Below are 24,879 nucleotides of genomic sequence, written 5' to 3' on the forward strand. Positions count from 1 at the left end.
GGAGGCCGGCTAGTCGTCGACGACCGTGTTCGACGTCGCGGTGACCGAGCGCTCCCGGGAGGAGCGAGGCTGGGTCCGCGGCCGGGGCGCGCTCGAATGCATCGAAGCCAACATCGGGGGTGGGGGCGGCAAGGCCAAGCCCGGTGGCCGGCCTCCATGCATTAGTGGGAATCGCGGCCGAACCGATCACGCCTTTTTGCGGTCCGCCGCATTCGACTCACCTGCGATCGGACGTGCGTGTTACGCGCAAAACCTCTTGCCCGAGGCGCTCGATACGAGGGACAATGCGGAACGAGGTTCTCATGGAGTCCAATGCCATGGCGCATGTCCCGCAGTCCGCAGGCTCGCGGGTTTCCCTTACGCAGATCGCGTGATCGGTTTCGGCCAGGTTCACACTAACGCTCGGTCCAACGGACCGTGCGATTTCCATGTCCTCCCCGCGCTCCCGCCATTCCAACGCCCCGACCATGAAACTCGTCTTCGAAGGCCCCAACACCGGAACCGCTCTCGTTCGCACCGTCTCGGGCGCCAACCCGCCCAGCACGGCTCCCGTGGTGTTCGAGCCCGGCTCCTCCACCGAGCAGCTCTCGGGTCAGCCCGCGAGCCTGTGCAACAGCCCGGCGGCGGGTGAGCCCCTCGTGTTCACCCTGCCGGTTCCATCCTCGGGCGCTTCGACCACTACCCTCACGGTGTCTTCGTCCACGAGCAGTGGACCGGGGATCCGAATTCCCGTCACGATCAAGCACGGCGAGTGAGCCGAGGGCCGCACGCCGCCCTCCGATGTCCCCGGACGACACCCCACGCGAGTCGGACCCCGACCCCTCCACGCTCCGGTCGCGGCGCGTGTGGAAGGAGGCGGGTCGTCAGGATCTCGACTTCGAGAGCGAGCGCCTCCGGGATCGACTGCGGGCCAAGATGTTCGGGGTCGAGGCCGCCCCGATCAAGATCGGTCGCTTCGCGGTGGAAGAGACGGTCGGGACCGGCGGCATGGGGGTCGTCTACGCCGCCTACGACGAGCAGCTCGACCGCCGCGTCGCCGTCAAGCTGCTGCACCACAGCCCCGGCGAGGACGTCTCGATCGGCGAGGGGCGCATGCAGCGAGAGGCGCAGGCGCTCGCGAAGCTCTCGCACCCCAACGTGGTCCAGGTGTACGACGTGGGGACCCACGACGGGCGCGTGTTCCTTGCCATGGAGCTGCTCACCGGCTCCACGCTGCGCGAGTGGCTCGTGCAGCAGCGGCGATCGTGGCGCGAGATCCTGCAGTGCTTCATCGAGGCGGGACAGGGGCTCGCGGCCGCCCACCAGCAGGGCATCATCCACCGCGACTTCAAGCCGGCCAACCTGCTGTTCGGCAGCGACGGCCGCATCCGCGTCGTCGACTTCGGGCTCGCTCGCTCCACCCTCGAGCGGCTCGAGCGACCCATGCCGGCGTTGGGCTCGGCGGAGAGCGGCCTCGCATTGGACGTGGAGCTCACCCAGACGGGTGAGATCATGGGGACGCCCGCCTACATGTCCCCGGAGCAGGCGCGGCACGAGCTCACCGACGCCCGCAGCGATCAGTACAGCTACTGCGTTGCGCTCTACGAGGCGCTGTTCGAACGTCGCCCCCACGTGGGGCGAAGCACGGCCGAGGTGCTCATTGCCGTGGCCGAGGGCGAGGTCCGTAGCCCGCCGCGCAACACCAAGGTCCCGGCCCGGATCTGCCGCGCCATCATGCGAGGGCTGTCGGCCGAGCCCGACAAGCGCTTTGCCAACATGGAAGCCTTGCTCGCCGAGCTCGCGATCGACGACAGTGGACGTTGGCGCATGGCGGGAGGGGGCCTCGTGGTGCTGGCTGGGCTCGGCGCTGCGCTGTGGCTCGTGGACCGAGACCCTTGCCCCTCGTTCCAGGGCTTGCTCGCCGAGGCCTGGGGCGACGAGCAGCGCAACGAGCTGCTCTCGCAGTTCAAGCGGCGTGGGCCGGCCGCCCAGGAGATGGCGTCCCGGACCGTTGCGCGTCTCGACGCCTACGCGCAGGACTGGCGCAAGGCTCGGGTCGAGGCCTGCGAAGCCCACTACGTGACGCGCGAGCAGTCGGCTGAGCTCTACGATCGGCGGATGGCTTGTCTCGCCGAGCGGCACGCGGAGCTCCAGGCCCTGGTCGAGGCATTCTCCACGGCAGCTCGGGGGGACTCGGAGGGGAACCTCGGCCCAGCCGACGAACAGGTCATCGATCGTGCACCACAGGCCGCAGCGGAGCTCAGTCCGATCGCCGAGTGCAGCGATCTCGAGCGGCTGCAGAAGCGCCGTCAGGACGACCCCGCACGCAAGGAGCTGCGGCTTCGCCTCGCCCAGGCGCAGGCCCAGTACAAGGCGGGCCGCTACGAGCAAGCGCTCCAGGCGATCGACGAGGTGGCGCGGGAGGCCAACGCGCTCGATGCTCCCGAGATCGAGGCGGCCGGGCTGTTGCATCGGGGACTGCTTCACAAGCGTCGTCGGGTCTACGAGCCGGCCGTCGAGGCCCTCGAGCGCGCCATCGATCTCGCCGAGCGAGGGCAGGACGACGACGTTGCCGCCAGCGCGTGGATCCACCTCGTTCGTGGGCTCGCGTTGCTCGGTCGTCACGCCGAGGCCAAGAGCGGAATGGGCCATGCCCAGGCCAAGGCGGATCGTGTGGGCGATGCACAGCTGCTCCGCGAGGCGCAGCGATCGCGGGCGGTGGAAGCGTGGCAGGCCGGTCGCTTCGACGAGGCGATCCCCCAGCAACGCCAGTTCGTCGACTGGTGCCACGAGGCCTTTGGCGACGAGCATCCCTACACCGCCGATGCCGAGATGCTCCTGGCGAACATCCTGGGCGACGCGGAGCGTCACGACGAAGCGCAGGCGGGCTACGCCCGGGCTCGCGACGTGCTGACTCGCTTGCTCGGGGCAGAGCACCCCGCGGTGGGGCGCGTGGCGCTGGAGTCGGGGATCGATCACATGGCGGCCCGTCGGTTCGAGGAGGCCAAGGTCGCGTTCGACACGGCAGAGCAGATCTTCCAGGCGGCGCTGGGTCCCCAGGCCCTCGAGCTGGTGGTGGTCAACAAGGCGCTGGTGCAGCTGGCGTTTGCGCGGGGTGATCTCGAGGAGGCCGACCGCCGTGCGCGCCGCAGCGTGGAGCTGGCCCGTCTCGACGGGCTGCCCGTGGCCGAGGAGCTCGAGGCCGTCTCCATGCGCGCCATGGTGTCGGCCGAGCTCGGGGAGCACGAGCAGGCGATCGCGATGTGCCGCGAGTACCTCGAGAGGCTCACGTCGTTGTCGTCGCCGTCACCCGAGCTCGAGATCAACTCGCTGTACGTGCGAGGGACGCTGATCTCCGAGCTGAGCACGATCGGGCGGCACGACGCGGCCGAGGTGGAGGCCACGCGCTTGCTCGAGGAACTCGGCAAGCGTCCCCAGGGGGAATTCGCCGGGCTCGAGACCCACGTGTGGCTCGCGATCGGTCGCGCTCACGAGACCCGCGGCGCTCGCGAGGATGCGCTCGAGTCGTTCGAGCGCGGACTGGCCAGTCTGGCACGTGCCGACGACGCGCAGGCGCCCCCGCCGGTGGTTCAGGCTCACCTGCGCTGGGGCTGGGGCCGGCTTCAGGCACCCTCCAGCCCGGAGGCGATCGCAGCGGTCCGGCGCGCACGAGAGATCTTCGCAGACGTCGAGCCACGGCCACCCGAGCTGGCGGAGATCGACGCGTGGCTGGCCGCCGCCGACTGAAATCGGTGACCGGCCCTGCTCACTGGGTCACTCACCTCACAGCGACGCCCTCCACAAGCCACCCGGGGCTGCTGCTACGATGCGGCCCGTGCCGACGGACCTCGAGCTCCTCGATGCCTGGCGAGCCGGGGACCTCACCGCCGGTGACAAGCTGTTCAACCGGCACTTCGCGGCAATTCACCGGTTCTTCCGCAACAAGATCGTCGCCGACGGTCTCGAGGATCTGGTGCAGCAGACGTTCGCGGCCTGCGTGGAGGGGCGCGAGCGCTTTCGCAGCGACTCGTCGTTCAAGACCTACTTGTTCGGAGTGGCCCACAACCTGCTGCGCGATCACTACCGGGCGCAGCGGCGGGAGCCCGAGGTCCTCGACTTCGGCCAGAGCTCGGCCGTCGACATGGGGGCCGGCCCCTCGACCGTGGTCGGCAAGCGGAGAGAGGAACGGCTGCTGCTCGAGGCTCTGCGGGCGATCCCGCTCGACAGTCAGATCGTGCTCGAGCTCTACTACTGGGAGGAGATGTCGGCCTCGCAGACCGCGGTCGTGCTGGGGATCCCCGAGGGGACGGTGCGCGGGCGGGTGCGCAAGGCCAAGGAGCTGCTGCGCAAGGAGCTGGCCAAGCTGGCTCGTTCTCCGCAGGAGCTAGAGACCACCGTGGGCAACCTCGAGCGCTGGGCCGCCAACCTGCGCGAGCAGATGGCCCAGTGACCACAGGAGAGACTCAGTCGTCGCAGCGGCTGCAGGCTCGGGTGGCCGCCACGCACTGCTGCTCGGCTCGCTCGCACGCCTGCACGTAGCGGGCCTCGCCGGGGTGGCGCAGGGCGAGCTCGCAGATCTGCGTCTCCAGGTCGCACGTGGCCTCGGCCAGGTCGCACACCCGCTCGCAGCGCGAAGGAACCTCGCGGCGGGACGATGAGCGTCGCCCGCGGCGGCGCTCGTAGGCCACCGCTTCCTCGCTTTCGAAGGCGTAGTCGGGCTCGGCCGCAGCGGGGGCAGGCATCGGAGCGTCGTCCTGAACGGGCTCGGGCTCGGGCTCGACGAGCTCGGGTGCCTCCGCTCCGTCGTCGGACTCGATGGACTCGATGGACTCCTGCTCCTCGCCCGCCGCTTGCTCGACGCCTGGGCTCGGGGTGGGCGCCGTGGGCACGGTGGCCGCGGCGATCATGATCCCCTCGCTGGCCAGAGCCTCGTCGTTGCGCTGCAGCTCGGCCTCGATCTCCGCCAGCGTCCAGTCGCGGACGTCGCGGCTCGGATCCTTGCTCTTGCCCGACGACTTGCACCCGGTCACGGCGAGCCCGGCGATCAGGCCGGCTCCGAGGACGCTAACCTTCACAACCTTCACAGGCCTCCTTGGCGCGACCGCAGTCGAGGGTGGCACGGTCACAGACCCGCGCGTAGCGGGCCTCCCGACCGTGATCGTCGGCCAGCGCGCAGATGCGCTCGCTCAGGGAGCAGATGTTGGTGGCCAGATCGCAGCGGCGCTGGCAGCGGTCCCCTCCAGCCCCAGCCCCCGCGGCCACGCTGGACTTGCCCATGTCGGTGCGGGCCTGGGCCACCTCGCTCGAGAGCTCGACCCCGGTCTCCAGCAGCGCGTCCTCGAAGCCCTCGAGCTCGGTCTGCATCTGCACGAGGTCGTCGTCGGCGGCCCATGCCCCACCGCCATCTTCGGCGGGCTCGGGTGATGCCTCGGCCGCCCCGTCGGCCATTGCGTCCGCGGGAGCCTCGGTGGCCGGCTTGTTCTTGCCGCAGCCCACCACGAGCGCGGCGGCCATGAGCAGACCCGTGACCACGCCGAGCCAGGGGGATGAAGGGCATGAGCCGAGCGGGCCTCGCGTCGATCGCGTGATGGGCATGGGAGGAGGTCCGAGCATCCCCCGGGTCGGGGGAGGGCGCAACCAGACGGCGGCCACGTCCGGGCACGTGCCGTGGGATCAGGGCAGGCCCCGAACGCCACCGGGCGCAGGGGTCTTACACGAGATGATCGGTGACTGGGTGCCCTTGGCGAGGTTTCACGTGCCTTGGGTCTTGCGTCGTCGCCGAGCGAGTCCCGCCCCGAGCACCAACACGCCCAGGCCCAGGGCCCAGCGGCCGCCGTGGCCGTCTTCGTCCTCGACGGTGCAGCCCGTGCAGCCCTGAGTGTCCCAACCCACCGATGCGTTGTAGGCGGTCAGCAGCTCGTCGATCTCGGCGGTGCGGTTGGCCAGCACCATCGGTGCGCCCGCGATCGGCATCTCCGAGACCTCCTCCTCATAGGGCATCTCGTTCGGGAACTCGGGCCAGCTCGCGCCCATCGGCAAGAACACCTCGCGCCCGTCGGGCAGGATGAAGACCCGATCGTTGCTGCACAAGATCCGCTGCGTCGCCTGGCGAACGTTGGGCACGTCGTCGAGATCATCCCGCGCATGGAAGATGGGATCGGCGGTCATCTCGTGGGGCGAGATGGTGGTGTACATGCGCGTGACATAGGGCCACCGCTGCAAGAGCTGCTCGGCATGCTGGCCTGGTTCCACGATGCGCTCGGCGAAGGCGCTGGCGAATCCAGCCCCGTCCCAGGTCGCCTCGGGGTAGAGCGAGGGATCCTCGAGGAAGGTCTCGATGGTCACGCCGGCGGGCAGGGTGAGGAACTCGCCGAGCAGCCCGCCGATGAGCGGGTGCAGGAGCTGACACCCGCTCCACTCGTCGCAGTAGGCCAGGTCCTGGATCTCCAGCGCGTTGGGGAGCTGCGCCGGGGTCAGGGCGGAGAAGGTCTCTGGACTCCAGGTGGCGCCATGGAGCCCGGCCGGGGAGACCACGTCGCTCGGCCCGGCATACTCGGTCACGAACGCCCGGCCGTCGGCATGCTCGGCATCGACCGCGAGCGTGATGATCTCCTTGTAGTTGTCGGCGAGCTGCGACCAGTCGATCTTGACCGGGTTGACCAGCACGTGGCGGTAGTTGCTGGGCACCATCCGCTCGTTGCCGAGGAAGAAGGTGCGGATCTCCATGTCCTCGACCGCGGCGATTCGGGTCAGGCGCAGGGGCACGCACGGCTCGGTGCTGCGGTAGCGCAGGGTGATGGGGTGGATCTGGTCCACGCCGGCGCCGCCGGTGAGCTTGATGGCACCGAAGAGGTGGCCCTCCTGGAGGTACTCCTCGAGGATCGGCTCGGCCTCGGGGTCTTGCTGGTAGCCATTGGCGTCGAGCCACTCGATCACCTCGACCGCGGTGCCGCCCTCGAGCACCACGATCTCGTAGGCGCCGACGGTCTCCCGGAGCACGATGGAGGGGCCGCCTCCACCTTCGTCGCCTCCGTCGGTCCCGGCCGCGCCGGTCAGGCCCGCGCCGTCGTCGAAGCCGCCGCCGGCGTTGGGGACCCCCTGGGCGCTGGGCACGGGGCACTGGTCGCGGACGGTGGTGAATCCGTAGGTGGGCACGGTGCCGTTCAGCAAGCTCTGGAACAGCGCCTCCGAGCCGACCGAGAACACGGGGACCGCGGTCAGCGGGATCACCCACGCGAACTTCTCGGGATCGCCCTCGTATTGGATCTGGATGTGGACCTCGACCTCGTTGCCGTCGAGGATGAACAGGATGTTCTCGCCCGACTGATCGACGGGCATGGACTGCGGGCCCGTATCACAGAAGGTTCCGCCACAGGCCTGGGCGGGTTGGGGGGCGGCCACGAGGGCGAGCCCGAGACCGAGCGAGGCAGCGAGCGTGGTACGAAGGACGAACGACATGATTAGACCAACTCCTCGTTGTCGAGCATCGCGCGACGAGCGGGTGGGCTCGTGGACCGATTCGCCAACGGGGTCGAGGATAGCAGCCGCGCTCGGGTGGCGGCCAGGCGTCGGCCGGCGAGGTACGAAGGTGCGCGCCGTGACATGGATGTCGCGCCAGCGCGGGGGCCGGAGTCCGAACGGCGTTATCGTCACCCGCGTGCACGCGGCGTAGATCGCTCTGGCACCATGGGCGTGCCCAGGGCCCGCGCGCCCGAGCGCGACCCAAGGAGACCTTCGTGATGCACCACGCCGCCTGGATCCGCACTGCCTCGTTCGTGACCAGCCTCGGCCTGCTGGCGACCACCACCGCGTGTGGCACCAGCTCGGCGAGCACCGATGCCGGAAGTCGCGCCCCGCTGGCCGCCGCCCCCGTGGATGCCGCTCCGGCCCACACCTTCACTCCGCGCCGCCATCCGCCACGAGTGCACGAGCCCGCTCCACCTCCCAACCTGGCCAGCCTGCCGCCGCTGACCGATCGCACCCGCGCGTGCTTCGGGTGGCCCGAGCCGGTGGAGGCTCCGCCGCCGCCGACCCGCGGCAAGAAGAAGCACAAGCGCACGCCCTCGGCGCCGCCCGGATTCGTGCCGTATGGAGGGGGTGGCAGCGGCAAGGGGGCGGGGTCGGCCAGCACCAAGCGACCGGCCAAGGACGTGGCACGGCCTGCGTCGAAGTCGTCGGGCTCGCGGGGTCGGGGTGGCGTGGAGGGGGGCGTGCCCGGAGGGGTGGTCGGTGGCGTGGTCGGAGGCGTGGCCAGTGGTGCGGCCGCGCCCTCGACCCCCGCGGCCGAGCCCGCGCCGACGGCTCCCGCGGCCGATCGCCGAACGAACGAGGCGCGCAAGCAGCGGGCCGAGGAGGATCCTGCGCGCGGCCCCCTGGCGCAGGTCGACGACGAGGCCGAGGCGCCGCCCTCGATCGCCACCGACCCCGACGACGGCTACCACGACTGGGGGGCGGCGATCTACCTGAGCAATGACGACACCATGAGCCTGTCGTCGGCGCAGCGGGTGATCTACGCGATCGACAACTTCTTGCCGCTGCCCGCCGAGCACATTCGGCCGCACGAGCTGCTCAACTACTTCTCGTTCGACACCCAGAGCGTCGCCGAGGGCAATGACTTCTCGGTGGATGCGTCGATCGAGGCCGACCCCGATCAAGAGGGCATCTACAGCCTCGCCATGGCGGTTCGCGGGCGCCCGGTGACGCTCGAGGAGCGTCGCAACGCCAACCTCTCGCTCGTGATCGACCGCTCGGGCTCGATGTCGGCCGAGGGGCGCATGGAGTATCTCAAGCGTGGGCTCCGGCAGATGCTGGGCCAGCTCAAGACCGGTGACATGGTGCACCTGGTGCTGTTCGACCACGACGTGTGCGCTCCGGTGGAGAACTTCGTGGTGGGGCGCGACCGCCCCGATGTGCTGATGCAGGCGATCGATGCGCTCGAGCCCCGCGGCTCCACCGACCTGCACGCGGGTCTGGGCGAGGGCTACCGCATCGCCGACCGCTCGTACCAGCCCACGTACTCCAATCGGGTGGTGATGATCACGGATGCCATCGCCAACACCGGGGTCACCGACGAGCAGCTCATCGCCACGGTGGGCAAGTTCTACGACGCGCGCCGCATTCGCCTCTCCGGGGTCGGCGTGGGCCGTGACTTCAACGACTCGCTGCTCGACCGGCTCACCGAGCGGGGCAAGGGCGCCTACGTGTTCCTGGGCTCGGAGGCCGAGGTCGACGCGGTGTTCGGCTCGCGGTTCATCTCGCTGGTCGAGACCACCGCGCTCGACGTGCACTTTCGCCTGCACCTGCCGCCGTCGCTGCGCATGAACGTGTTCTACGGCGAGGAGAGCTCCACGGTGAAGGAGGACGTGCAGGCGATCCACTACTTCGCCAATACCTCGCAGCTGTTCCTCTCGGATCTCATGGCGCGCAACGGCGAAGGGGGAGGCCAGCTGCGGCTGCAGGACGACGTGATGCTGACCGTCGAGTACGAGGATCCCGAGACGGGGGACGAGATGGTCGAGGAGTATGCGTTCAATCTCGGGGAGATCAGCCGCGCGAGCCGCAACGTCCGCAAGGGGCGGATGATCATGCGCTTCATCGACGGCCTCTCGTGGATGGCCTCGCGCCCGACCCCCGGTGCGTGGGGCACCTCGCGAGGCGGGTGGGACGACGCCGAGGCATGGGAGGCCTGCGCGGCCGGGCGCGGCGAGCTGGCCAAGCTGGCCAAGGGGCTGGAGGAGGATCCCGAGGTGCACCGGGTGACGGGGCTCTGGGATCAGTACTGTGCCCGCTTCTCGCAGCCGCGCGAGCCGGTGCGGCGCGACCCGCCGAGTTCGGGCTGGCCCTCGGCCTCGGGACGCTGAGCGCGTTGGCCTATGGACGGGGGTCGGGGTCGGGGTCGGGGTGCTGGATCCACGACCCGACCTGCTTGTAGTGGACGCCGTAGGCGAAGCCGAAGATCAGGCCGCACAGGACGATCCAGGGCAGCACGGAGGTGTTGGCCAGCACGTGGACCATGCGGATCCCCATGTCCGGCACGCTGCGTACGCCGTAGGTGGCGCCATGGAACAGCGCAAGGACTCCGGCGATGATCATGATCGCCGAGTACAGGTTGGTGTGGGTGACCTTGCCCCACAGCCGCCCGCGGTCGTCTTGGCGAAAGTGCTCGAGGGAGTAGCGGATGATGGAGTGGCCGATGAGGTAGATGCCAGCGAGCGCTCCATCGAACGGCAGGTAGGGCAGCAGGGCGTAGAACACCGTGAACAGGCCCAGGTAGACCACCAGGGCGTAGAGCTGGGCGGGATGGATCTTGACGTTTTGGAGGTGAGGAGCGGCGCGCACCACCTTGGCGTCCTTGCTGGTGTAGCGCACGCCGAAGCGAGCTCCCCAGCGCCCACGGATGGGACGGCCCCAGCAGCAGCCGTAGACGAAGCAGCCCAGTCGCGCGATGGCCTCGGCCAGGGGTAGCGCGAGCGCAGACGCGTCGAGCAGGCGCAGCAGCGGAACGTCGACGATCGAGCTGATCGCGAGGAACCCCACGAAACCACCCGCGAGCCCGCCGTGCATCATGTAGCCCGGCTTGATCAGCGTGGCGATGGGTCGACGAAACAGCTCGCGCCACTCGAGCATCACGCTGAACAGCCGCAGGCCCACCAGTATCGGGGGGATCAGCAGGAACACGTAGATCTTGGCCAGGTACGCCACGTCCATCCCGTGCATCGCGTCGAACCACAGGATCACCGCGAACCCGGTGGCGATCGCCGTCCCCGCCAGGAACGCATAGGTGGTGAACAGCCAGTTGCCGATCCGAAACAACACGGTTCGGTTGTGGAAATCCAGGATCCAGGTCGAGATGAAACCTCTCCGGGGCTCCTCCTCCGTCCGCGTCGTCGATGTCATGTGCAAATGCAGTCGTGTTTCTCGTACCTTAGACGACCGGAGAGGATCGACACAAGCATGGATCGGGTCGAGCCTCGACGCTGCCGGGCCGCGGGTGCAGCCAAAGAAACCCGTCCCGGGTCGCCCGGGTCGAACGCCCACCATGGCCGACCGCGACCCCTCGCTGGTGATCGAAGGACTGTCGAAGACCTATCCTGGCGGGGTTCGTGCGCTCCAGGGCGTGAGCCTTCGCATTCCCCCGGGGATGTTCGGGCTGCTCGGCCCGAACGGCGCGGGCAAGTCCACCCTGATGCGGACGATCGCGACGCTGCAGGATCCCGACGAGGGCAGCATCCACCTCGGCACGATCGACGTGCTGCGCGACAAGGATGCGGTGCGACGGGTGCTGGGCTACCTGCCGCAGGACTTCGGGGTGTACCCGCACCTCGATCCGCTGTCGCTGCTCGATCACTTCGCGGTGCTCAAGGGCATCACCGATCGCAGCGAGCGCAAGGCGGTGATCGAGGCGCTGCTCCACCGGGTGAACCTGTGGGAGCAGCGCAAGCAGAAGCTCGGCGGGTTCTCGGGCGGCATGCGGCAGCGCTTCGGGATCGCGCAGGCGCTGATCGGCGATCCTCGGCTCATCATCGTCGACGAGCCCACCGCGGGGCTCGACCCGCAGGAGCGCAATCGCTTCCTCGACTTGCTGTCGGAGATCGGTGAGCACGTGGTGGTGCTGCTGTCCACGCACATCGTGGAGGACGTGGCCGACCTGTGCCCGCAGATGGCGATCATCGCCAGCGGCAAGCTGCTCCACAGCGGTCAGCCGCAGCGCGCCATCGACGAGCTGCGGGGGCAGACCTGGAAGAAGGTGGTCGGCAAGGACGGGCTGGCGTCGTACGAGCGGGAGCACATGGTGATCTCCACGCGGCTGGTGGGCGGCCGGACCGTGATCCACGTGTTCTCCGAGGATGCGCCGGAGGACGGGTTCGAGGCGGTGGATCCCGATCTCGAGGATGTGTACTTCACCACCCTGGCCAAGGCGGGCCTGCGTCGCGCCGCCTGAGCGCCGAAGGAGTATTCCGATGCTCGCGTCCTTCCTGCGCTTCGAGCTGCGCTATCGCTTCCGACAGCCGGCGGTCTACATCTTCGCGGCGGTCTTCGCCCTGCTCACGTTCGGGGCCACCACGTCCGATGCGGTGGTGATCGGGGGCGGCACCGGGCAGACGGCCATCAATGCGCCGTTCGTCGTGATCCAGACGCTCGGGTTCATGAGCGCGCTGTCGGTGCTCTTGGTGACCGCGTTCGTCTCGACGGCGGTGCTGCGCGACTTCGAGCTGGGCACGGACGCGCTGTTCTTCACCAAGCCCGTTCGCAAGCTCGACCTGCTGGCCGGACGCTTCCTCGGATCGGTGCTGGTGTCGACGGTGGTGATGGTGTTCGCCGCCCTGGGCATGGCGATCGGCACGGTGATGCCGTGGCTCGATCCGGCGCGGCTGGTGCCGGTCTCGGCGGCACCCTACCTCTACGCGCTGTTCGTGCTGGTGGTGCCCAACCTCCTGGTGATGGGCTCGTTCTTCTTCGCGCTCGCGACCCTGAGCCGTCGCGTGCTCCTGGCCTACGTGGGGGTGCTGGCGTTCTTCGTGATCTTCTCGGTGGCGGATGCGTTCGTCGCCGACCTCGACAACGACATGCTGGCGGCGCTCGTCGATCCGTTCGGGCTGTCGTCGCTGTCGATCTCCACGCGCTACTGGACGGTGGTCGAGCGCAACACCTCGCTGCCGCCGCTGACGGGGGCGCTGGTGCTCAACCGGCTGCTGTGGCTCGGGCTGGGAGCGGCATGCTTCGCGCTCACGGTGCGGCGGTTCTCGCTGTCGACGCGGGCCCGCCGTCCCAAGGCCGCCGACGCGACGGCGGTGGAGCGCGCGCGCACCGATGCGCCGCTGCGGCGGGTGACCCCACGCTTCGGGCGTGGCACCGCGCTGGCGCAGCTGTGGCACGTGTGGCGGGTGGAGACGGGGACCGTGCTGCGTGGCAAGGCGTTCCTGGTGATCTTGCTGTTCGGGTCGCTCAACATGGTGGGCAACGCGCTGGGCACCATCGATCAGCTGTTCGGTACGCCGGTCCTGCCGGTCACCGGGCTGATCGTGCGGGTGGCCGATCAGGTCATGAACTTGTTCGCGCTGATCGTGATCACGTTCTACGCGGGCGAGCTCTACCACCAGGAGCGGCAGCGGGGGCTGCACGAGGTGCACGACGCCATGCCGGTGCCCTCGTGGGTGCCCTTGCTCGGCAAGCTGGGGGCGCTGTGGGCCGCCGTGCTCGTGCTGCTCGGGGCGGCGGGGCTGACGGGCATGCTGTTCCAGCTCGCGTCCGGCTACTCGCGGGTCGAGCCGGGCCTCTACGTGCAGGGGCTGTGGGGTCTGGCGCTGTGGAGATGGGCGCTGGTCTGCGTGCTCGCCTTGTTCTTCCAGGTGCTGGTGAACCACAAGTACCTGGGGTTCTTGCTGATGCTGCTGTTCTTCGTGGCGCAGATGGTGCTGCCTGCGCTCGACCTGCAGCATGGCCTCTATCGCTACGCCTGGTCTCCCGAAGCGCCGTACTCGGACATGAACGGCTATGGGCACTTCTTGCGGGCGGTGGTCTGGTACAAGACGTACTGGTCGCTGCTGGCCGCGGGCCTGGTGGTGGTGGGGAACCTCCTGTGGGTGCGCGGCACGGATGCTGGCCTGCGCACGAGGCTTCGCGAGGCCCGGCGCCGCACCACGGGGCTGCACGTGGCCATGCTCGGCGGGCTGGCGGTCGGAGCGTTCGTGGTGGGCGGCGCCATCTTGCACCACACCACCGACCTCAACCGCTATCGCACCGGCGACCAGCTCGAGGACGCCGCGGTTCTCTACGAGCAGACCTACAAGGCGCAGTGGGACGGCGCTGCGCAGCCCCGGGTGATCGCGGCCGCGCTCGAGGTCGACATCTGGCCGCAGGAGCGCGAGGTGGCGCTGCGGGGCACGATCACGCTGAAGAACCGCCACGACGCGCCGATCGACCGCCTGATGGTCTCGGTCGAGCCGACGCTCGAGGTGGAGTCGCTCGGGCTGCCCGACGACGCGATGCTCTCGCACGACGAGGAGCTCGGGGTTCGCATCTACCGGCTCGAGCCGGCAATGGCCCCCGGGGCCGAGCTGCAGCTCCCGTTCAGCCTGCGATTTCGCGAGGCGGGCATCAAGAACCATGCCTCGGTCCACCAGGTGGTGGGCAACGGCACGTTCTTCAACAGCGGCTACGTGCCGCGCATCGGCTACGATCCCCGCGGCGAGCTGGCCGACCCCAACGAGCGCCGCAAGCGAGGACTGCCCGAGCGGGAGCGCCTGCGGCCGCCGAGCGACATGAAGGCTCGCGCCAACACCTACCTCTCGCGCGAGGGCGACTGGATCGAGTTCTCCGCCACCGTGAGCACCAGCCGCGAGCAGATCGCGCTGGCGCCCGGCTACCTGGTGCGGGAGTGGGAGGAGGGCGATCGTCGCTACTTCCGCTACGAGATGGACGTGCCGATCCTCGACTTCTATGCGTTCCTCTCGGCCGACTACCAGGTGGCGCGCGATCACTGGAACGACGTGGCGATCGAGGTCTACCACCACGACACGCACGACATGAACGTGCCGCGGATGATCGACGCGGTGAAGGCCTCGCTCGAGTACTACACGGCCAACTTCTCGCCCTATCAGCACCGTCAGGTGCGGATCGTGGAGTTCCCCCGCTACGAGCGCTTCGCCCAGTCGTTCCCCAACACGATCCCGTACTCGGAGAGCATCGGCTTCATCGCCGACCTGCGCGATGCCGACCGCATCGACTACGTGTACTACGTGACCGCGCACGAGGTGGCGCACCAGTGGTGGGGGCACCAGGTGATGGGCGGCGAGGTGCAGGGCAGCACCATGCTGGTGGAGTCGCTGTCGCAGTACTCGGCGCTGATGGTGATGGAGAAGACCTACGGGCGCGCCAAGATGCAGAAGTTCCTCGAGTACGAGCTCGATCGCTACCTCAAGGGGCGCGGGGCCGAGGTGCTGAAGGAGGTGCCGCTGTCGCTGGTGGAGAACCAGCCCTACATCCACTACAACAAGGGCAGCCTGGTGTTCTATGCGCTGCGCGAGGTGATGGGCGAGGAGGTGCTCAACGGGGTGCTCGCCCGCTTCATCGCCGACAAGGGCTTTCAGTCGCCGCCGTTCACCACCTCGCTCGAGCTGGTCGAGCGGATTCGGGCCGCGATGCCCGAGCGCTTTGGCTACCTGGTGGAGGATCTGCTGGAGACGATCACGCTGTACGACAATCGGGCGCTGCGGGCCACGGCGACGGCGCTGGCCGACGGGCGGTGGCAGGTGGAGCTCGAGCTGTCGTCCCGGAAGCTGCGGGCCGACGAGGAGGGAGCGGAGCACGAGGTGCCGCTCGACGACTGGCTGGAGATCGGGGTGTACGGGGAGGATGCGGACGCGGAGCCGCTCTACTTGGAGTGGCACCGGATCTCCGAGGCGAACCCGACGATCCGCGTGGAGGTGTCGGGGCGGCCGGCGCGGGCGGGGGTGGATCCGCGGGTGCTGTTCGTGGATCGCGAGCCCGACGACAACGTGCGGGTGGTCGAGGCTCGGGAGTAGGGTCGCTTCACCGGGAGGCACGGTGGAGGGTGCTCGAGCGCGCCGCTGGTGCGCGCGACGGTGTCTTGCGTGCCCGGGGCATGGCTCGACCGATGAAATCCGTCGAAATCCCGAAGTGACTGAAATCCGTTGAAATCCCGGTACTTGCGGCGTCGCAAATCGTCCTGAATTCGTCGCGTTCGGTCTCTTGTTGGATCGAGCCGCGTAGCGAATCTTGTCCATGAATCAACGGCATCGACCAACTGGATCACGGTCGAGGCGGTTCGATGCGAACGCGACGATCGGTCACGCAGCCCGAAGGCTCGTTGCCGAGCGGAGCCTGGACCCCCAACGACAACCATCGACACGAGGACGTAGACCCATGAAGAAGCTCATCACCGCCGTGCTCTCCCTTCCCCTCCTGCTCGCCGGAGGCGACTCGGATGCCTCCACGCAGCACTTCGGCGAGTACAAGGTGAAGATCAACGTGACCAACGCCGAGGAGATGAAGGTGAAGTGGTGGTGCAAGGAGGCCGACGGCTCGACGTCGCTCATCGACGCGGATACCTACCCCGCGTCCACCTCCACCACCCGCTCGACCAACATCAACTCCACCAAGTGCTCCACCGGGGACTGGAAGGTGAGCTTCCACATCAAGGCATGGGGCAGCTGGAAGGACCTCGAGCCGGGCAGCAACGTGTGTCTCACGAACTCGTGTGGCTATACCACCAACAGCTTCACCTACAAGACCTACGCGCATCCCGAGGATTTCACGGCGGGCTCCAACAACAAGCTCTGCACGACGTCGCTCAACCTCCAGTTCGAGAAGATCGCCGTCTCGAAGGGGGGCTGCTGATCCTGTCGTGAAGGACGAGCGCGGAGCGGGTATGAAGATCTTCACTCTCTCGATCGCGGCTGCGGTGATTGGTCTCGGGATGCTCGGGGCTGGTCTCGATCACGAACCTCCGAAGCCGACCCCCCCGCGCTCCTCCTCGCGTTCGAGCAAGGGCGAGCGAGCGGAACCTCGCTCGTCCCCACGGCTCGCGGCGTCCGGGGCCCGCGAAATCAGGGAGCTGTGGGTCCGCCGGGCTCGATCGCGCGAGGTGGATCTCGTGCCCGGCGGGCTCGCAGCCGAAGACGGGCACCTCGCGCTCGCCATCGGTGATCCCGTCGAGGCGCTGACCCAGGCCCGCGACCAGCTCGAGCTCCAGCTCGAGGAGCTGTCGGTGGACCTGCGGACGATCGCCAGCGACACCGAGCTCGATCCGGACGACTACGAACGAACGCTCGAGCGCATCGAAGAAGAAACCGACGAGCTCGAGCAGCAGCTGGCGGCGCTCGACGTGCTCGAGCAGGCGCTGGTCTTCGGGGATGACGAGCTCCCGGGGTGAGTCGGCTGCGTGACGTCGCACGTCGGCGAGCCGCATCCGCCCGCCATGCAGCAATGGGCGATGGTCTCATCCCAGGGCCTCACCGAGGCCGCGATCGTCAGTCGTCGAGTTCGAAGGTCGCGTGCACGACGGTGATGATGTCCTTGTCGACGGTGCTGGTGTCGTTGTTGCCGTCCCAGCTGCTGCTGCGGGAGTTGGGCGGGTTGATGTTGATGACCCCCATGTCGGCGTCGAGCAGCTCGCCGAGCTCGCCACCGGCGGCCTCGATGATGTTCTGGGCGCGGGCGCGGGCGTCCTTGGCCGCCTCGGCGAGCATCTCGACCTTGAGGTCGCCGAGCTTGGTGTAGTGGTACTGGGGGGCCGACGACGAGATCGAGATCCCGTGCTCGAGCAGCGCGGTCACCTCGCGCGAGGCCTGGGCCACCGTGTCCACGTTGGCGCTGCTGACGTTGACCCACTGCTGGAGCTGGTAGCCCGTGACCACGTAGCGCTCGATGCGGTCCTCACCGGTGCCAACGACCTCGAGCTCCTGGAGCTGCTGCACCGAGACCGAGGAGATCCCGATGTCCTCGCGGGAGATGCCGGCCTTCTCGAGGAACGCGACCGTCTGGTCCACGTGCTCGTGGAGCTGCCGGTAGGCCGCGCGGCGGTCGGGGCTCTGCACCTCGATGCTGGCGGACCACTGGATGAGGTCGGAGGTGATCCTGCGGGTGGCGGAGCCGGTGACCTGGATCGAGTGCTGCTGGGGCTTGGTCCGCACGCGCTCCCAGGTGCTGGAGGCGATCCAGGTGGCGCCCAGCAGGGCGACGGGGAGCACGAGCCAGTCGACCTGGCCGCGGCGGCGGGTTGAACGGCGGACGGGGGTGGAATCGCTCATGGCGCGGGGCGACGCGCGAAGGGGGTGGGGGTATTCCCGGGCGGGGACGATTCGTTGGGGGCGGACGCCCTGCACGAGTCTTTGCCGATCAATGTCCCGTTGCCGGCATGGGGTGGGCGGCGAAGAACGACCAGATCGTCGCGTTGGCAGCGTACCATCGCGAGACGTCGTCGCGAGACCTCAGCGGTGGCGTTCCCGAGGCCATCGTCGCCACGCCATCACGAGGCCGAGGAGCATCGCCGCCAGGGCTCCGACGACGATCGGCCCGCGCCCGTGCGCGTGGCGACGCAGCCAGCGCTCGAGCGGTGCGCGAGGGCGCAGCACGAGGTCGCCGCGGCCGAGCACCACCACGCCGGCCCACGCTGCGGTCGGGGCTCCGGCCCGCACGAGGTCGCGCTGGGCCCGGGTCAGTGCGGTGGCCAGCGAGTCGCCCTCGTCCACGTGCGCATAGAGCCGCTCGAACAGCAGCAGCGCATCGTCGTCGTCGAGCGGCCAGCGGCTGGCCACCACCACGTCGGCGCCCGCGAGCAGGAACGCCCGCGACAGGCTCATGAGCCCCTCGCCGTGCACGGGCGCGCCACTCAGACCACTACAGGCCGACAGCACGATCGCGCGTCCTCGCAGCGGCAGCTCCACGATCTCGCGCGCCTGCAGCAGGCCATCCTCTTCGGCGCTGCCAGCCGCGAGCGTCACGCCGGAGCGCTCGGGATGGTCGAGGTCCACCACGGCGTGGGTGGCGAAGTGCAGCACGTCGAACCCGTCGAGCGCAGCCGACTTGAGGAACGACTCGCTCGCACGCTCGCCGGTCCTCACCTCGGCCGTGCCGAAGATCGTCGCGATGCGACGGGCCTCGGTCTCGGCGCGAGGCAAGGGGCCGAGCGTGAGGGCCTCGTCGAGCGCTCCGCCGCGCTGGCCGGAGCCGTGGGGGCTTGGACCCGCGCTGGCGAGGGCCAGGAGCCCGCCGTCACGCCGGGCGGTGTGGCCCTGCCAGCGCGCGAAGCCGGTGACCGAGGGGCTCGAGGTCAGCTCGAAGCGCTCGGCCAGCATGGGCTCGTCGGGGGAGCGGCGGAGAGCACCGAACGGTACGTCGTAGAGCACGCCGTCGGGCACGAGGACCAGGCGCTCGATCCGGGGATCGAGCTCCGCGAGCGCGTCTTCCAGCAGATCGCGGTGCAGGCGGACGAGCGCGGGAACCTCGGAGCCGTCGCGGCGCAGCACCAGGCCCTCGAGCATCGGCACCTGTCGCTCGAGCCAGTGCCGGTCGGGCAGGCGGTGGGTGGTCACGCGCTCCCGGGTGATCACCAGCAGCCACGAGCCCCCTTCCTCGGCGAGGTGCTGGTCGAGTGTGTCGCTCACCTGGAATGCGAAGATGGCCTGGTCGGGGGCCAGGCTCGCGGCCACGGTCGCGAGCTCGGGCGGCGTTGGCATGCGCAGCTCGGCGAAGCGGCCGTCGTGACGGGCAATCTCGGAGCGGAGCCGTCGCTCGCGCTCCTCGAGCTCGGCGAGCGCGGCGAGCTCGACGGAGCGCTCGTGGTCGGAGAGCGCGGTGGCGAGCAGACGCCGCTGTACGGCTGCGATCGCGCGCAGCAGCCCCTGGCGCTCGGTCCCGCGGTGATCGTGGCTGGTCAGCGGCGCGGCGTCGGCCAGCACGAGGCGCTCGAGCAGGGTGCGCGCCCGCAGCCGCTCCATGGTCGAGAACGCCAGCTCGAGCTCCGCTTCGGTCCGCTGGGGTCGCTCGAGCAGCTTGCCCGACAGCAAGTAGTAGGCGAACGCGTAGTGGTGCAGCGTGTGGGTGCGGTCGCGTTCGTCGAGCTGGAGGTCGCGCAGGAGCTCGACGTGCTCGAGGCAGCGCAGGCCTTCTTCGATCGCGGCCTCGCGGTCACCGATCTGCCAGAGCACCCCCGAGAGGCTGGCCGAGGCCTTGAGCATGGCACCGAGCGCACCCGAGGCGCGGGCCTCGTGCAGGCCCTCGCGGGCGAGCGCCCGCGCCTCGTCGTGGTGCTCGGTGCCCAGCGCGGCGAGGCGATCGGCGAGCGTGGTCTTGGCGTTGTAGGCCCCGGCGGCAAAGCCCACGCGCTCCTCGGTGGCCAGGCACGCCCGAAGGTGCTCGATCGCGAGCGAGTCATCCTGCTCGAGGTAGCCCAGCGCGCAGCGGGCAACGGCGGCTGCGTGGGGGTTCTCGGCGCGCTCGGCCGCCTCGACGGCCGTCCGCGCTCGCGTGACGTGAGGGGTGGGATCGGCCCCCTCGAGCCGCGGATCGAATTGGTCGGCGTAGAGCGTCGCGAGCACGGCCATCACGCCCGCGGCCGAGTACGCATCGCCCTCGGCGGTCACGAGCTCCAGGATTCGCTCGCGATGGGCGATCGCAGTCGCGACGTCGCCCGAGCCGCTGGCCACGTTGGCGGCGATCACCAGGGCCTTGGCCGCGTACATGTACTGGCCCGAAGCGAGGGTCACGGGCAGCGCGTCGTCGACCAGCGCACGCACGCGGGCCAGCTCTCCGCCGCGGAGCCAGCGGGCGTTGGCCAGCTCGAGCCGAGCCATGGCGAGCAGCGCCGGCACGCTGGTCCGGGCCGCATGCTCCTCGGCGCGTTCGAAGTGCTCGATGGCCTCGTCGAGCCGCCCGCGCTCCCGCAGCGTGCTGGCCAGGTTGAGCTCGATCGTGGCGAGCTCTCCCGGGGTCACGTCGTCGCGCCGCTGCAGGTCGTCGAGCGCCGCCTGGGCCAGCTCGATCGAGTGCTCCCGCTCGCCGAGATCGACCAGGGTGTTGGCGAGCGCGATCCGTGCCCACGCCTGCTCGGGCTCGGCCATCACGATCGGCTCGAGACGCCGCCGGGCCTCCTCCAGCTCGCCCAGGCGATGGCCCACCGTGTAGTAGCAGATGGGACCGGGGCGTGCGTCGGGGTGTTCGCGGCGCAGCGCATCGCAGTCCTCGAAGGTCTGCGGCTGGCGTGGGGACGCGTGGCCCCCCAGCAGCATGGCAATCACGAGCCCGGCGACGACCATGGCTACTGGAGCGCCGTCGTGAAGGTCTCGGAGCGCTCGCGAGTGCCGTCACCGACGACGGCCTCGACCCTCCACAGCAGCGTCGTACCCGGCGGCAGGGCGCGCAGCCGCGCCGGGTCGATCGTCACCGTCGGCCGGGTGAGGTCCCGGGCGGTGAGCACGGGCTCGAGGTCGTCGGTGGTGACCTGTACCTCGTAGCGAGTGGCGCCCTCCACCGCGGTCCACGAGAGCGTGGCGTCGGTACGATGCAGCGGGCCGTCGACCGTCGAGCGCAGCGTCGAGGCCGTACCGCTGCGGACCTCGTGGCTCCCGGGCTCGTAGCGAAGGTCCTCGGGGGCCGGCCACACCAGCACGGCCAGCAGCACCGCTGCCGCCACCGCGGCGAGGATCGACCACGAGCGATGGGACCTCGTGTTGGCGGCGACCTCGGTCGACCCTTCGCGCTCGTCCGCGTCCGTGGCTTGCTCGGCGAACGCCCGGGCGATCGTCCACTCCTCGAGCAGCGTGGCATCGCGAGCGAGGCGCTCGGTCAGCCGCGCCGCGGTCTCGCGCTCGGCCTCGCCACGAACCACCGCCCACAGCTCGTGGGGATCGACCGGCTCCGACCCGGGGGTGCCGCCCCGCGCGAACGCCTCGCGCAGCGCCTGGTCCTCGGGCTCGCTCATGGCTCGATCCCCTTGCTCGTCAGGCACTTGCGAAGGTCGGCGAGGCCTCGATACACCAGGTTCTCGGCCCGCTTGGCGTTCCAGCCGAGGATGCGGCCCGACTCCGGCACGCTGTGGCCGGCCAGGTGCAGCGTGACGGCCTGCCGCCGCGCTTCGGCCAGGGCCGAGAGACACTCGCGAACGCTCCGCGCGACGTGCTCGGCTCGCAGGCGATCCTCGGGGGTCTGTGCCGGATCCACGACCCGATCGCCGTCGTGCTCGTCGTCCATGGGCACCTCGCGCTGCGCACGCAGTCGCCGCAGCTCGTCGATGGTGGCCGAGTACGCGACCTTCCATAGATAGGAGGCCGGCAGCCCATCGTTGGGCCGCTGCTGCTGCGCCCGGATCATGCGCATCATCGCCGCCTGTGTGATGTCGTCACGGTGGCTGCTGGCCCACGCCGGGCAGGCCCGCGCCACGATGCGCGCGAGCTTGTCCCTCATCGCCGCGTCCTCGGCTCGCCCGGGGGAGGTGGGCACGGTTGGCCTCGAGGCATCCACGGGGCTGACGCAGGACATCACACGGCCCCTCGCTCGGCGTCAAGGCGAAGGTCGTCATGCGTGCGAAGGCGGCGGACGAGCATGGAAGTCACGCGGATTCACACGGACCGCGGTGGCCGATCCCCTCATGGCTCGCGGATCCACGCGCTCTCGAGCGCATGCGACCTCCGTCACACCAGGCGATTCGAATTTTCTGCCTCCGGGGGTGAGGTGATGACCGTGGTGGGCCCGTGTAGGGGGGCGAGAGAAGCCCCCATGCGACATCCCAACCCTTCCACCACTCCCCATGCCCCGCGCTGGCTGCTGGGTCTTGCGCTGCTGCTGCCGCTGGCCTGCATGACCGAGGCCGACGAGGCCGACGAGTCCATCGACACGGAGCGCTCGGAGCAGCTCGACGAGGCCACCCACGTGCTGAGCCCGCAGGGCGACGACGACCGCGAGCGTCTGCGGAACTACGGCAAGGACGCCTTCGTGGCGCCCGTTCGCGTACCGGCGCCGGAGCTCGGGGTCGATCGCGACGCACTCGATCCCACCACCGCCGCGAGCCTGACCCACGGCTTCGCCGGCCACGATGCGCTGTTCGTGCGCCGTCGCGTGGACGATGGGCGAGCCTCGATCGTGGAAGACGAGGGCCGCAGCGGCCTGCTCGAGCAGGCCAGCATCGACCCCATGCGGGCGCACCTGCCCGCGCTGGCGGAGCAGACCGGCCTCGATCTGGGCGTGAGCGTGCGGATGGAGAAGCGCGCCGAGGAGCAGCCGGTCGAGATCACCGAGGCCATCGTGTTTCGCGGACGGACCCCCGAGCAGATCGGGGCCGACGAGCGCTACTCCGCGAGCGTCGATGCCACGGCGCGCGTCGCCATGGCCGAGCGCGAGCTGACGACGCGCGATCCGGTGGTCGATGACGACGGGCGCCTGCTGGTGTACGCCACGTTCGCGCCGCGCGTGCCGGCCGATGCCCCGCAGCGAGTGGACTGGCTCGCGGCGCACGAGAGCCGCGAGCAGGCCATGCGCGATGCCGAGCTCGAGCGCCAGGACGAGCTGCAGGCGCTGATGGCCGGCACCGCCCGCAAGCTCTCGGCGCTGGGCCTGTGCGAGCTGGAGGGACGCTCCCGCGCTGCACACTCGGGCTACCTGCGCTGCACCCCCGAGGAGCTTCGAGCGCTGGCGAGCGAGGCCGACTTCGTCGTCGAGCTCGACGTGATCGACGAGGGGCGCTCCATGGGCATGCGTGGCGACGACATGCGTGGCGCCACCGGCATGCAGACCCAGACCGCGCTGGCGGCCGCCTACTCGGGCGAGCACGAGGTGGCGGGGACCGGTCGCGCCACCGTCGAGGTGGCGCTGCTCGACGGCGAGGGCTTCTATCGCGCGTGGGAGCACCCGGCGTTCGACGACGTGCAGGGCGGTGCGTCGCGCATCGACACGCACCTCTACTGCTACGCCTCGGGCAATTGCTACACCGACACGGTCAGCGGCTCCCCGCTCAATCACGGGGCCACGGCGATGAGCGGTGCGTTCTCCCACCTGCTGCAGGGGCAGGACCCCGCGGTGGTCAACGGGGCCGACCGCGAGGATCGCTCGCACGGCGCGTACGAGGCCACCATCGAGACCTACCGCTGGCTCGCCGGCGGCGGCGAGCCGGCGCTCGTACGGGCGTCCGACCCCGCGCAGGGCGACGGCGTCGACATCGCGGCGATCTCGTGGGGCAACGACTACTGCAGCAACGTCGATGCCCACACCGCGTGGCGCGATGCGTGGGACTTCGCCTACTCGCACGGCACGTTCGGCGTGATCTCGGCGGGCAACACGGTCAAGGGCACCAACGACGAGTGCACCGCCAACGGCTGGGCCACGCGCGTCGACATGCTGGTGGCGGGAGCGTTCGGCGACAACGTGGGCGGCTGGGTCAACGGCAAGGGGCCCACGCCGATCTCCTCGTGGACCTACGACACGCAGCCGCTGATGGGCTGGCACTGGACGGACATGTCGCAGGCGATCAACTGCGTCTCGCCCGATGCCTCCAACAACTGCTGGTCGTCGGCCTACGGCGGCGGCAAGCTGCGCTTCGGCGGTACGTCGGTCATCAACGCCCGCGGCGTGGTCGACGTGGTCGCCCCCAGCGGTCGCGAGCTGGGGCCGCACATGACCGGACCCGGTGCCTCGACCTACGGCACGCAGTGCTGCGGCACCTCGATGGCCGCGCCCGAGGCCGCCTCGGCGGCGGTGACCCTCAAGGACTGGGCCAACGCGCAGGGCCACGGGGTGTTCACCGATCCCGGCTTCATGCACGTGAACATGCTGCTGATGGGCGACGGCACCCGTGGCTACAAGGAGCACGATCCCGGCGGCTCCCCGGCTGGCTCCACCGCCGCCATGGACCCGCTGTGGGGGGCCGGCCGGCTCAAGATGCGGCTCTACACCGAGGCGGGCATGGACGGGCCGTGGGCGTGGGGCACGGGTGCGTTCTGGATCTACGACGGCGACGTGGTCGACGTGCCGATCGGCGGCACTCCGATGAATGCCGACGTGGACTCGTGGACCGGCGCGCTGGCCTGGGACGAGCCCTACCTCAACGCGAACGACGCCTCTCACTCCGCGGCCGACATCGTGTTCCGGGTGGTGGTGACCAACCCGACCAGCGGCGTGTGCGTCAACCCGGGGGGCTCGGGCGGCACCATCGTGTACAGCGACATGAGCTACGATCCGCAGAAGGTGATTCGGCTGCGGCCCGGCGTCATCGAGCAGCTCCACGGAAAGTGCGCGTGGATGCGGTTCCAGGCGCTGGACGTGCCCACCGGCCCCGATGGCTTTGCGCGGCGCCTGATCTACCGTGCCGATGCCTGGGAGGATCTCGACCGCGAGGCCCAAGAGAACCTCGCGAACATCGAGTAGTCGAGGTCGGCTCCGCGCGGCCGT

Annotated in this window: 17 protein-coding genes; 9 read left to right on the top strand and 8 right to left on the bottom strand. The window is 69.7% G+C overall.

Going from position 1 to position 24,879, the window contains the following annotated elements:
- The first annotated feature begins 467 nt into the window (after positions 1-467).
- The 3 genes from OEB96_RS39465 (at position 468) to OEB96_RS39475 (ending at position 4,429) form a co-directional block, all read left to right on the top strand.
- Positions 468-755, top strand: coding sequence for a hypothetical protein (locus OEB96_RS39465; RefSeq protein ID WP_266222076.1), 288 nt, complete (start codon positions 468-470; stop codon positions 753-755).
- Positions 756-780: 25 nt separating this feature from the next.
- On the top strand, positions 781-3,726 hold the full coding sequence (locus OEB96_RS39470; protein ID WP_266222077.1) for a serine/threonine-protein kinase: 2,946 nt from the start codon (positions 781-783) through the stop codon (positions 3,724-3,726).
- A gap of 88 nt (positions 3,727-3,814) precedes the next feature.
- Positions 3,815-4,429 (top strand): RNA polymerase sigma factor, encoded by a 615-nt coding sequence (locus OEB96_RS39475; RefSeq protein WP_266222078.1) that lies wholly within the window; start codon positions 3,815-3,817, stop codon positions 4,427-4,429.
- A 13-nt stretch (positions 4,430-4,442) separates the two neighbouring features.
- On the opposite strand, the gene OEB96_RS39480 is transcribed toward OEB96_RS39475, so the two are convergent.
- The 3 genes from OEB96_RS39480 to OEB96_RS39490 form a co-directional block, all read right to left on the bottom strand.
- A complete protein-coding gene (locus OEB96_RS39480; protein WP_266222079.1) occupies positions 4,443-5,054 on the bottom strand; it encodes a hypothetical protein in 612 nt (203 codons plus the stop codon).
- Positions 5,044-5,493, bottom strand: a complete 450-nt coding sequence (locus OEB96_RS39485; RefSeq protein ID WP_266222080.1) for a hypothetical protein — start codon at positions 5,491-5,493, stop codon at positions 5,044-5,046. Before OEB96_RS39485 ends, OEB96_RS39480 begins: the two co-directional genes overlap by 11 nt.
- Positions 5,494-5,730: 237 nt before the next feature.
- A complete protein-coding gene (locus OEB96_RS39490; protein ID WP_266222081.1) occupies positions 5,731-7,437 on the bottom strand; it encodes a DUF2330 domain-containing protein in 1,707 nt (568 codons plus the stop codon).
- Between the two features lie 281 nt (positions 7,438-7,718).
- On the opposite strand from OEB96_RS39490, the gene OEB96_RS39495 reads away from it, so the two are divergent.
- Positions 7,719-9,839: a vWA domain-containing protein gene (locus OEB96_RS39495; RefSeq protein ID WP_266222082.1), complete on the top strand. Its 2,121-nt coding sequence runs from the start codon at positions 7,719-7,721 to the stop codon at positions 9,837-9,839.
- A 10-nt stretch (positions 9,840-9,849) separates the two neighbouring features.
- On the opposite strand, the gene OEB96_RS39500 is transcribed toward OEB96_RS39495, so the two are convergent.
- Complete coding sequence (locus OEB96_RS39500) at positions 9,850-10,794, bottom strand: prolipoprotein diacylglyceryl transferase (protein WP_266222083.1); 945 nt, start codon at positions 10,792-10,794, stop codon at positions 9,850-9,852.
- Positions 10,795-11,017: 223 nt separating this feature from the next.
- Here OEB96_RS39500 and OEB96_RS39505 point away from each other — a divergent pair, with 223 nt between their 5' ends.
- The 4 genes from OEB96_RS39505 (at position 11,018) to OEB96_RS39520 (ending at position 16,873) form a co-directional block, all read left to right on the top strand.
- Positions 11,018-11,920, top strand: coding sequence for an ABC transporter ATP-binding protein (locus OEB96_RS39505; RefSeq protein ID WP_266222084.1), 903 nt, complete (start codon positions 11,018-11,020; stop codon positions 11,918-11,920).
- 19 nt (positions 11,921-11,939) lie between these two features.
- On the top strand, positions 11,940-15,503 hold the full coding sequence (locus OEB96_RS39510) for an ABC transporter permease/M1 family aminopeptidase (RefSeq protein ID WP_266222085.1): 3,564 nt from the start codon (positions 11,940-11,942) through the stop codon (positions 15,501-15,503).
- A gap of 361 nt (positions 15,504-15,864) precedes the next feature.
- On the top strand, positions 15,865-16,338 hold the full coding sequence (locus tag OEB96_RS39515) for a hypothetical protein (RefSeq protein WP_266222086.1): 474 nt from the start codon (positions 15,865-15,867) through the stop codon (positions 16,336-16,338).
- Positions 16,339-16,594: 256 nt separating this feature from the next.
- Entirely contained in the window at positions 16,595-16,873 is a 279-nt protein-coding gene (locus OEB96_RS39520) for a hypothetical protein (protein ID WP_266222087.1), read from the top strand.
- Positions 16,874-16,970: 97 nt separating this feature from the next.
- Here the strand turns inward: OEB96_RS39520 and OEB96_RS39525 are convergent, their stop codons facing one another.
- The 4 genes from OEB96_RS39525 to OEB96_RS39540 all read right to left on the bottom strand — a co-directional run bounded on the left by OEB96_RS39525 (position 16,971) and on the right by OEB96_RS39540 (position 21,903).
- Positions 16,971-17,750: an SIMPL domain-containing protein gene (locus tag OEB96_RS39525; protein ID WP_266222088.1), complete on the bottom strand. Its 780-nt coding sequence runs from the start codon at positions 17,748-17,750 to the stop codon at positions 16,971-16,973.
- 180 nt (positions 17,751-17,930) lie between these two features.
- Positions 17,931-20,756, bottom strand: coding sequence for a CHAT domain-containing protein (locus OEB96_RS39530; protein WP_266222089.1), 2,826 nt, complete (start codon positions 20,754-20,756; stop codon positions 17,931-17,933).
- A 2-nt stretch (positions 20,757-20,758) separates the two neighbouring features.
- Positions 20,759-21,421: a fibronectin type III domain-containing protein gene (locus OEB96_RS39535; RefSeq protein ID WP_266222090.1), complete on the bottom strand. Its 663-nt coding sequence runs from the start codon at positions 21,419-21,421 to the stop codon at positions 20,759-20,761.
- Positions 21,418-21,903, bottom strand: coding sequence for an RNA polymerase sigma factor (locus OEB96_RS39540; protein WP_266222091.1), 486 nt, complete (start codon positions 21,901-21,903; stop codon positions 21,418-21,420). The genes OEB96_RS39535 and OEB96_RS39540 overlap by 4 nt, the downstream gene beginning before the upstream one ends.
- A 312-nt stretch (positions 21,904-22,215) precedes the next feature.
- Between OEB96_RS39540 and OEB96_RS39545 the strand changes: the two genes are divergently transcribed.
- Positions 22,216-24,855: a S8 family serine peptidase gene (locus OEB96_RS39545; protein WP_266222092.1), complete on the top strand. Its 2,640-nt coding sequence runs from the start codon at positions 22,216-22,218 to the stop codon at positions 24,853-24,855.
- The last annotated feature ends 24 nt before the right edge of the window (positions 24,856-24,879 follow it).

The organism is Paraliomyxa miuraensis (assembly GCF_026337845.1).
In the GTDB taxonomy this organism is placed as follows: Bacteria; Myxococcota_A; Polyangia; order Nannocystales; family Nannocystaceae; genus Paraliomyxa; species Paraliomyxa miuraensis.

Excerpts from the sequence above, each read along its gene's own strand:
- OEB96_RS39535 (WP_266222090.1), bottom strand. The coding sequence starts at position 21,421 with ATGAGCGAGCCCGAGGACCAGGCGCTGCGCGAGGCGTTCGCGCGGGGC.
- OEB96_RS39515 (WP_266222086.1), top strand. The coding sequence starts at position 15,865 with ATGAAGAAGCTCATCACCGCCGTGCTCTCCCTTCCCCTCCTGCTCGCC.
- OEB96_RS39525 (WP_266222088.1), bottom strand. The coding sequence starts at position 17,750 with ATGAGCGATTCCACCCCCGTCCGCCGTTCAACCCGCCGCCGCGGCCAG.
- OEB96_RS39545 (WP_266222092.1), top strand. The coding sequence starts at position 22,216 with ATGCGACATCCCAACCCTTCCACCACTCCCCATGCCCCGCGCTGGCTG.
- OEB96_RS39470 (WP_266222077.1), top strand. The coding sequence starts at position 781 with ATGTCCCCGGACGACACCCCACGCGAGTCGGACCCCGACCCCTCCACG.
- OEB96_RS39495 (WP_266222082.1), top strand. The coding sequence starts at position 7,719 with ATGCACCACGCCGCCTGGATCCGCACTGCCTCGTTCGTGACCAGCCTC.
- OEB96_RS39505 (WP_266222084.1), top strand. The coding sequence starts at position 11,018 with ATGGCCGACCGCGACCCCTCGCTGGTGATCGAAGGACTGTCGAAGACC.
- OEB96_RS39540 (WP_266222091.1), bottom strand. The coding sequence starts at position 21,903 with ATGAGGGACAAGCTCGCGCGCATCGTGGCGCGGGCCTGCCCGGCGTGG.
- OEB96_RS39485 (WP_266222080.1), bottom strand. The coding sequence starts at position 5,493 with ATGGCCGCCGCGCTCGTGGTGGGCTGCGGCAAGAACAAGCCGGCCACC.
- OEB96_RS39510 (WP_266222085.1), top strand. The coding sequence starts at position 11,940 with ATGCTCGCGTCCTTCCTGCGCTTCGAGCTGCGCTATCGCTTCCGACAG.
- OEB96_RS39530 (WP_266222089.1), bottom strand. The coding sequence starts at position 20,756 with ATGGTCGTCGCCGGGCTCGTGATTGCCATGCTGCTGGGGGGCCACGCG.
- OEB96_RS39490 (WP_266222081.1), bottom strand. The coding sequence starts at position 7,437 with ATGTCGTTCGTCCTTCGTACCACGCTCGCTGCCTCGCTCGGTCTCGGG.
- OEB96_RS39465 (WP_266222076.1), top strand. The coding sequence starts at position 468 with ATGAAACTCGTCTTCGAAGGCCCCAACACCGGAACCGCTCTCGTTCGC.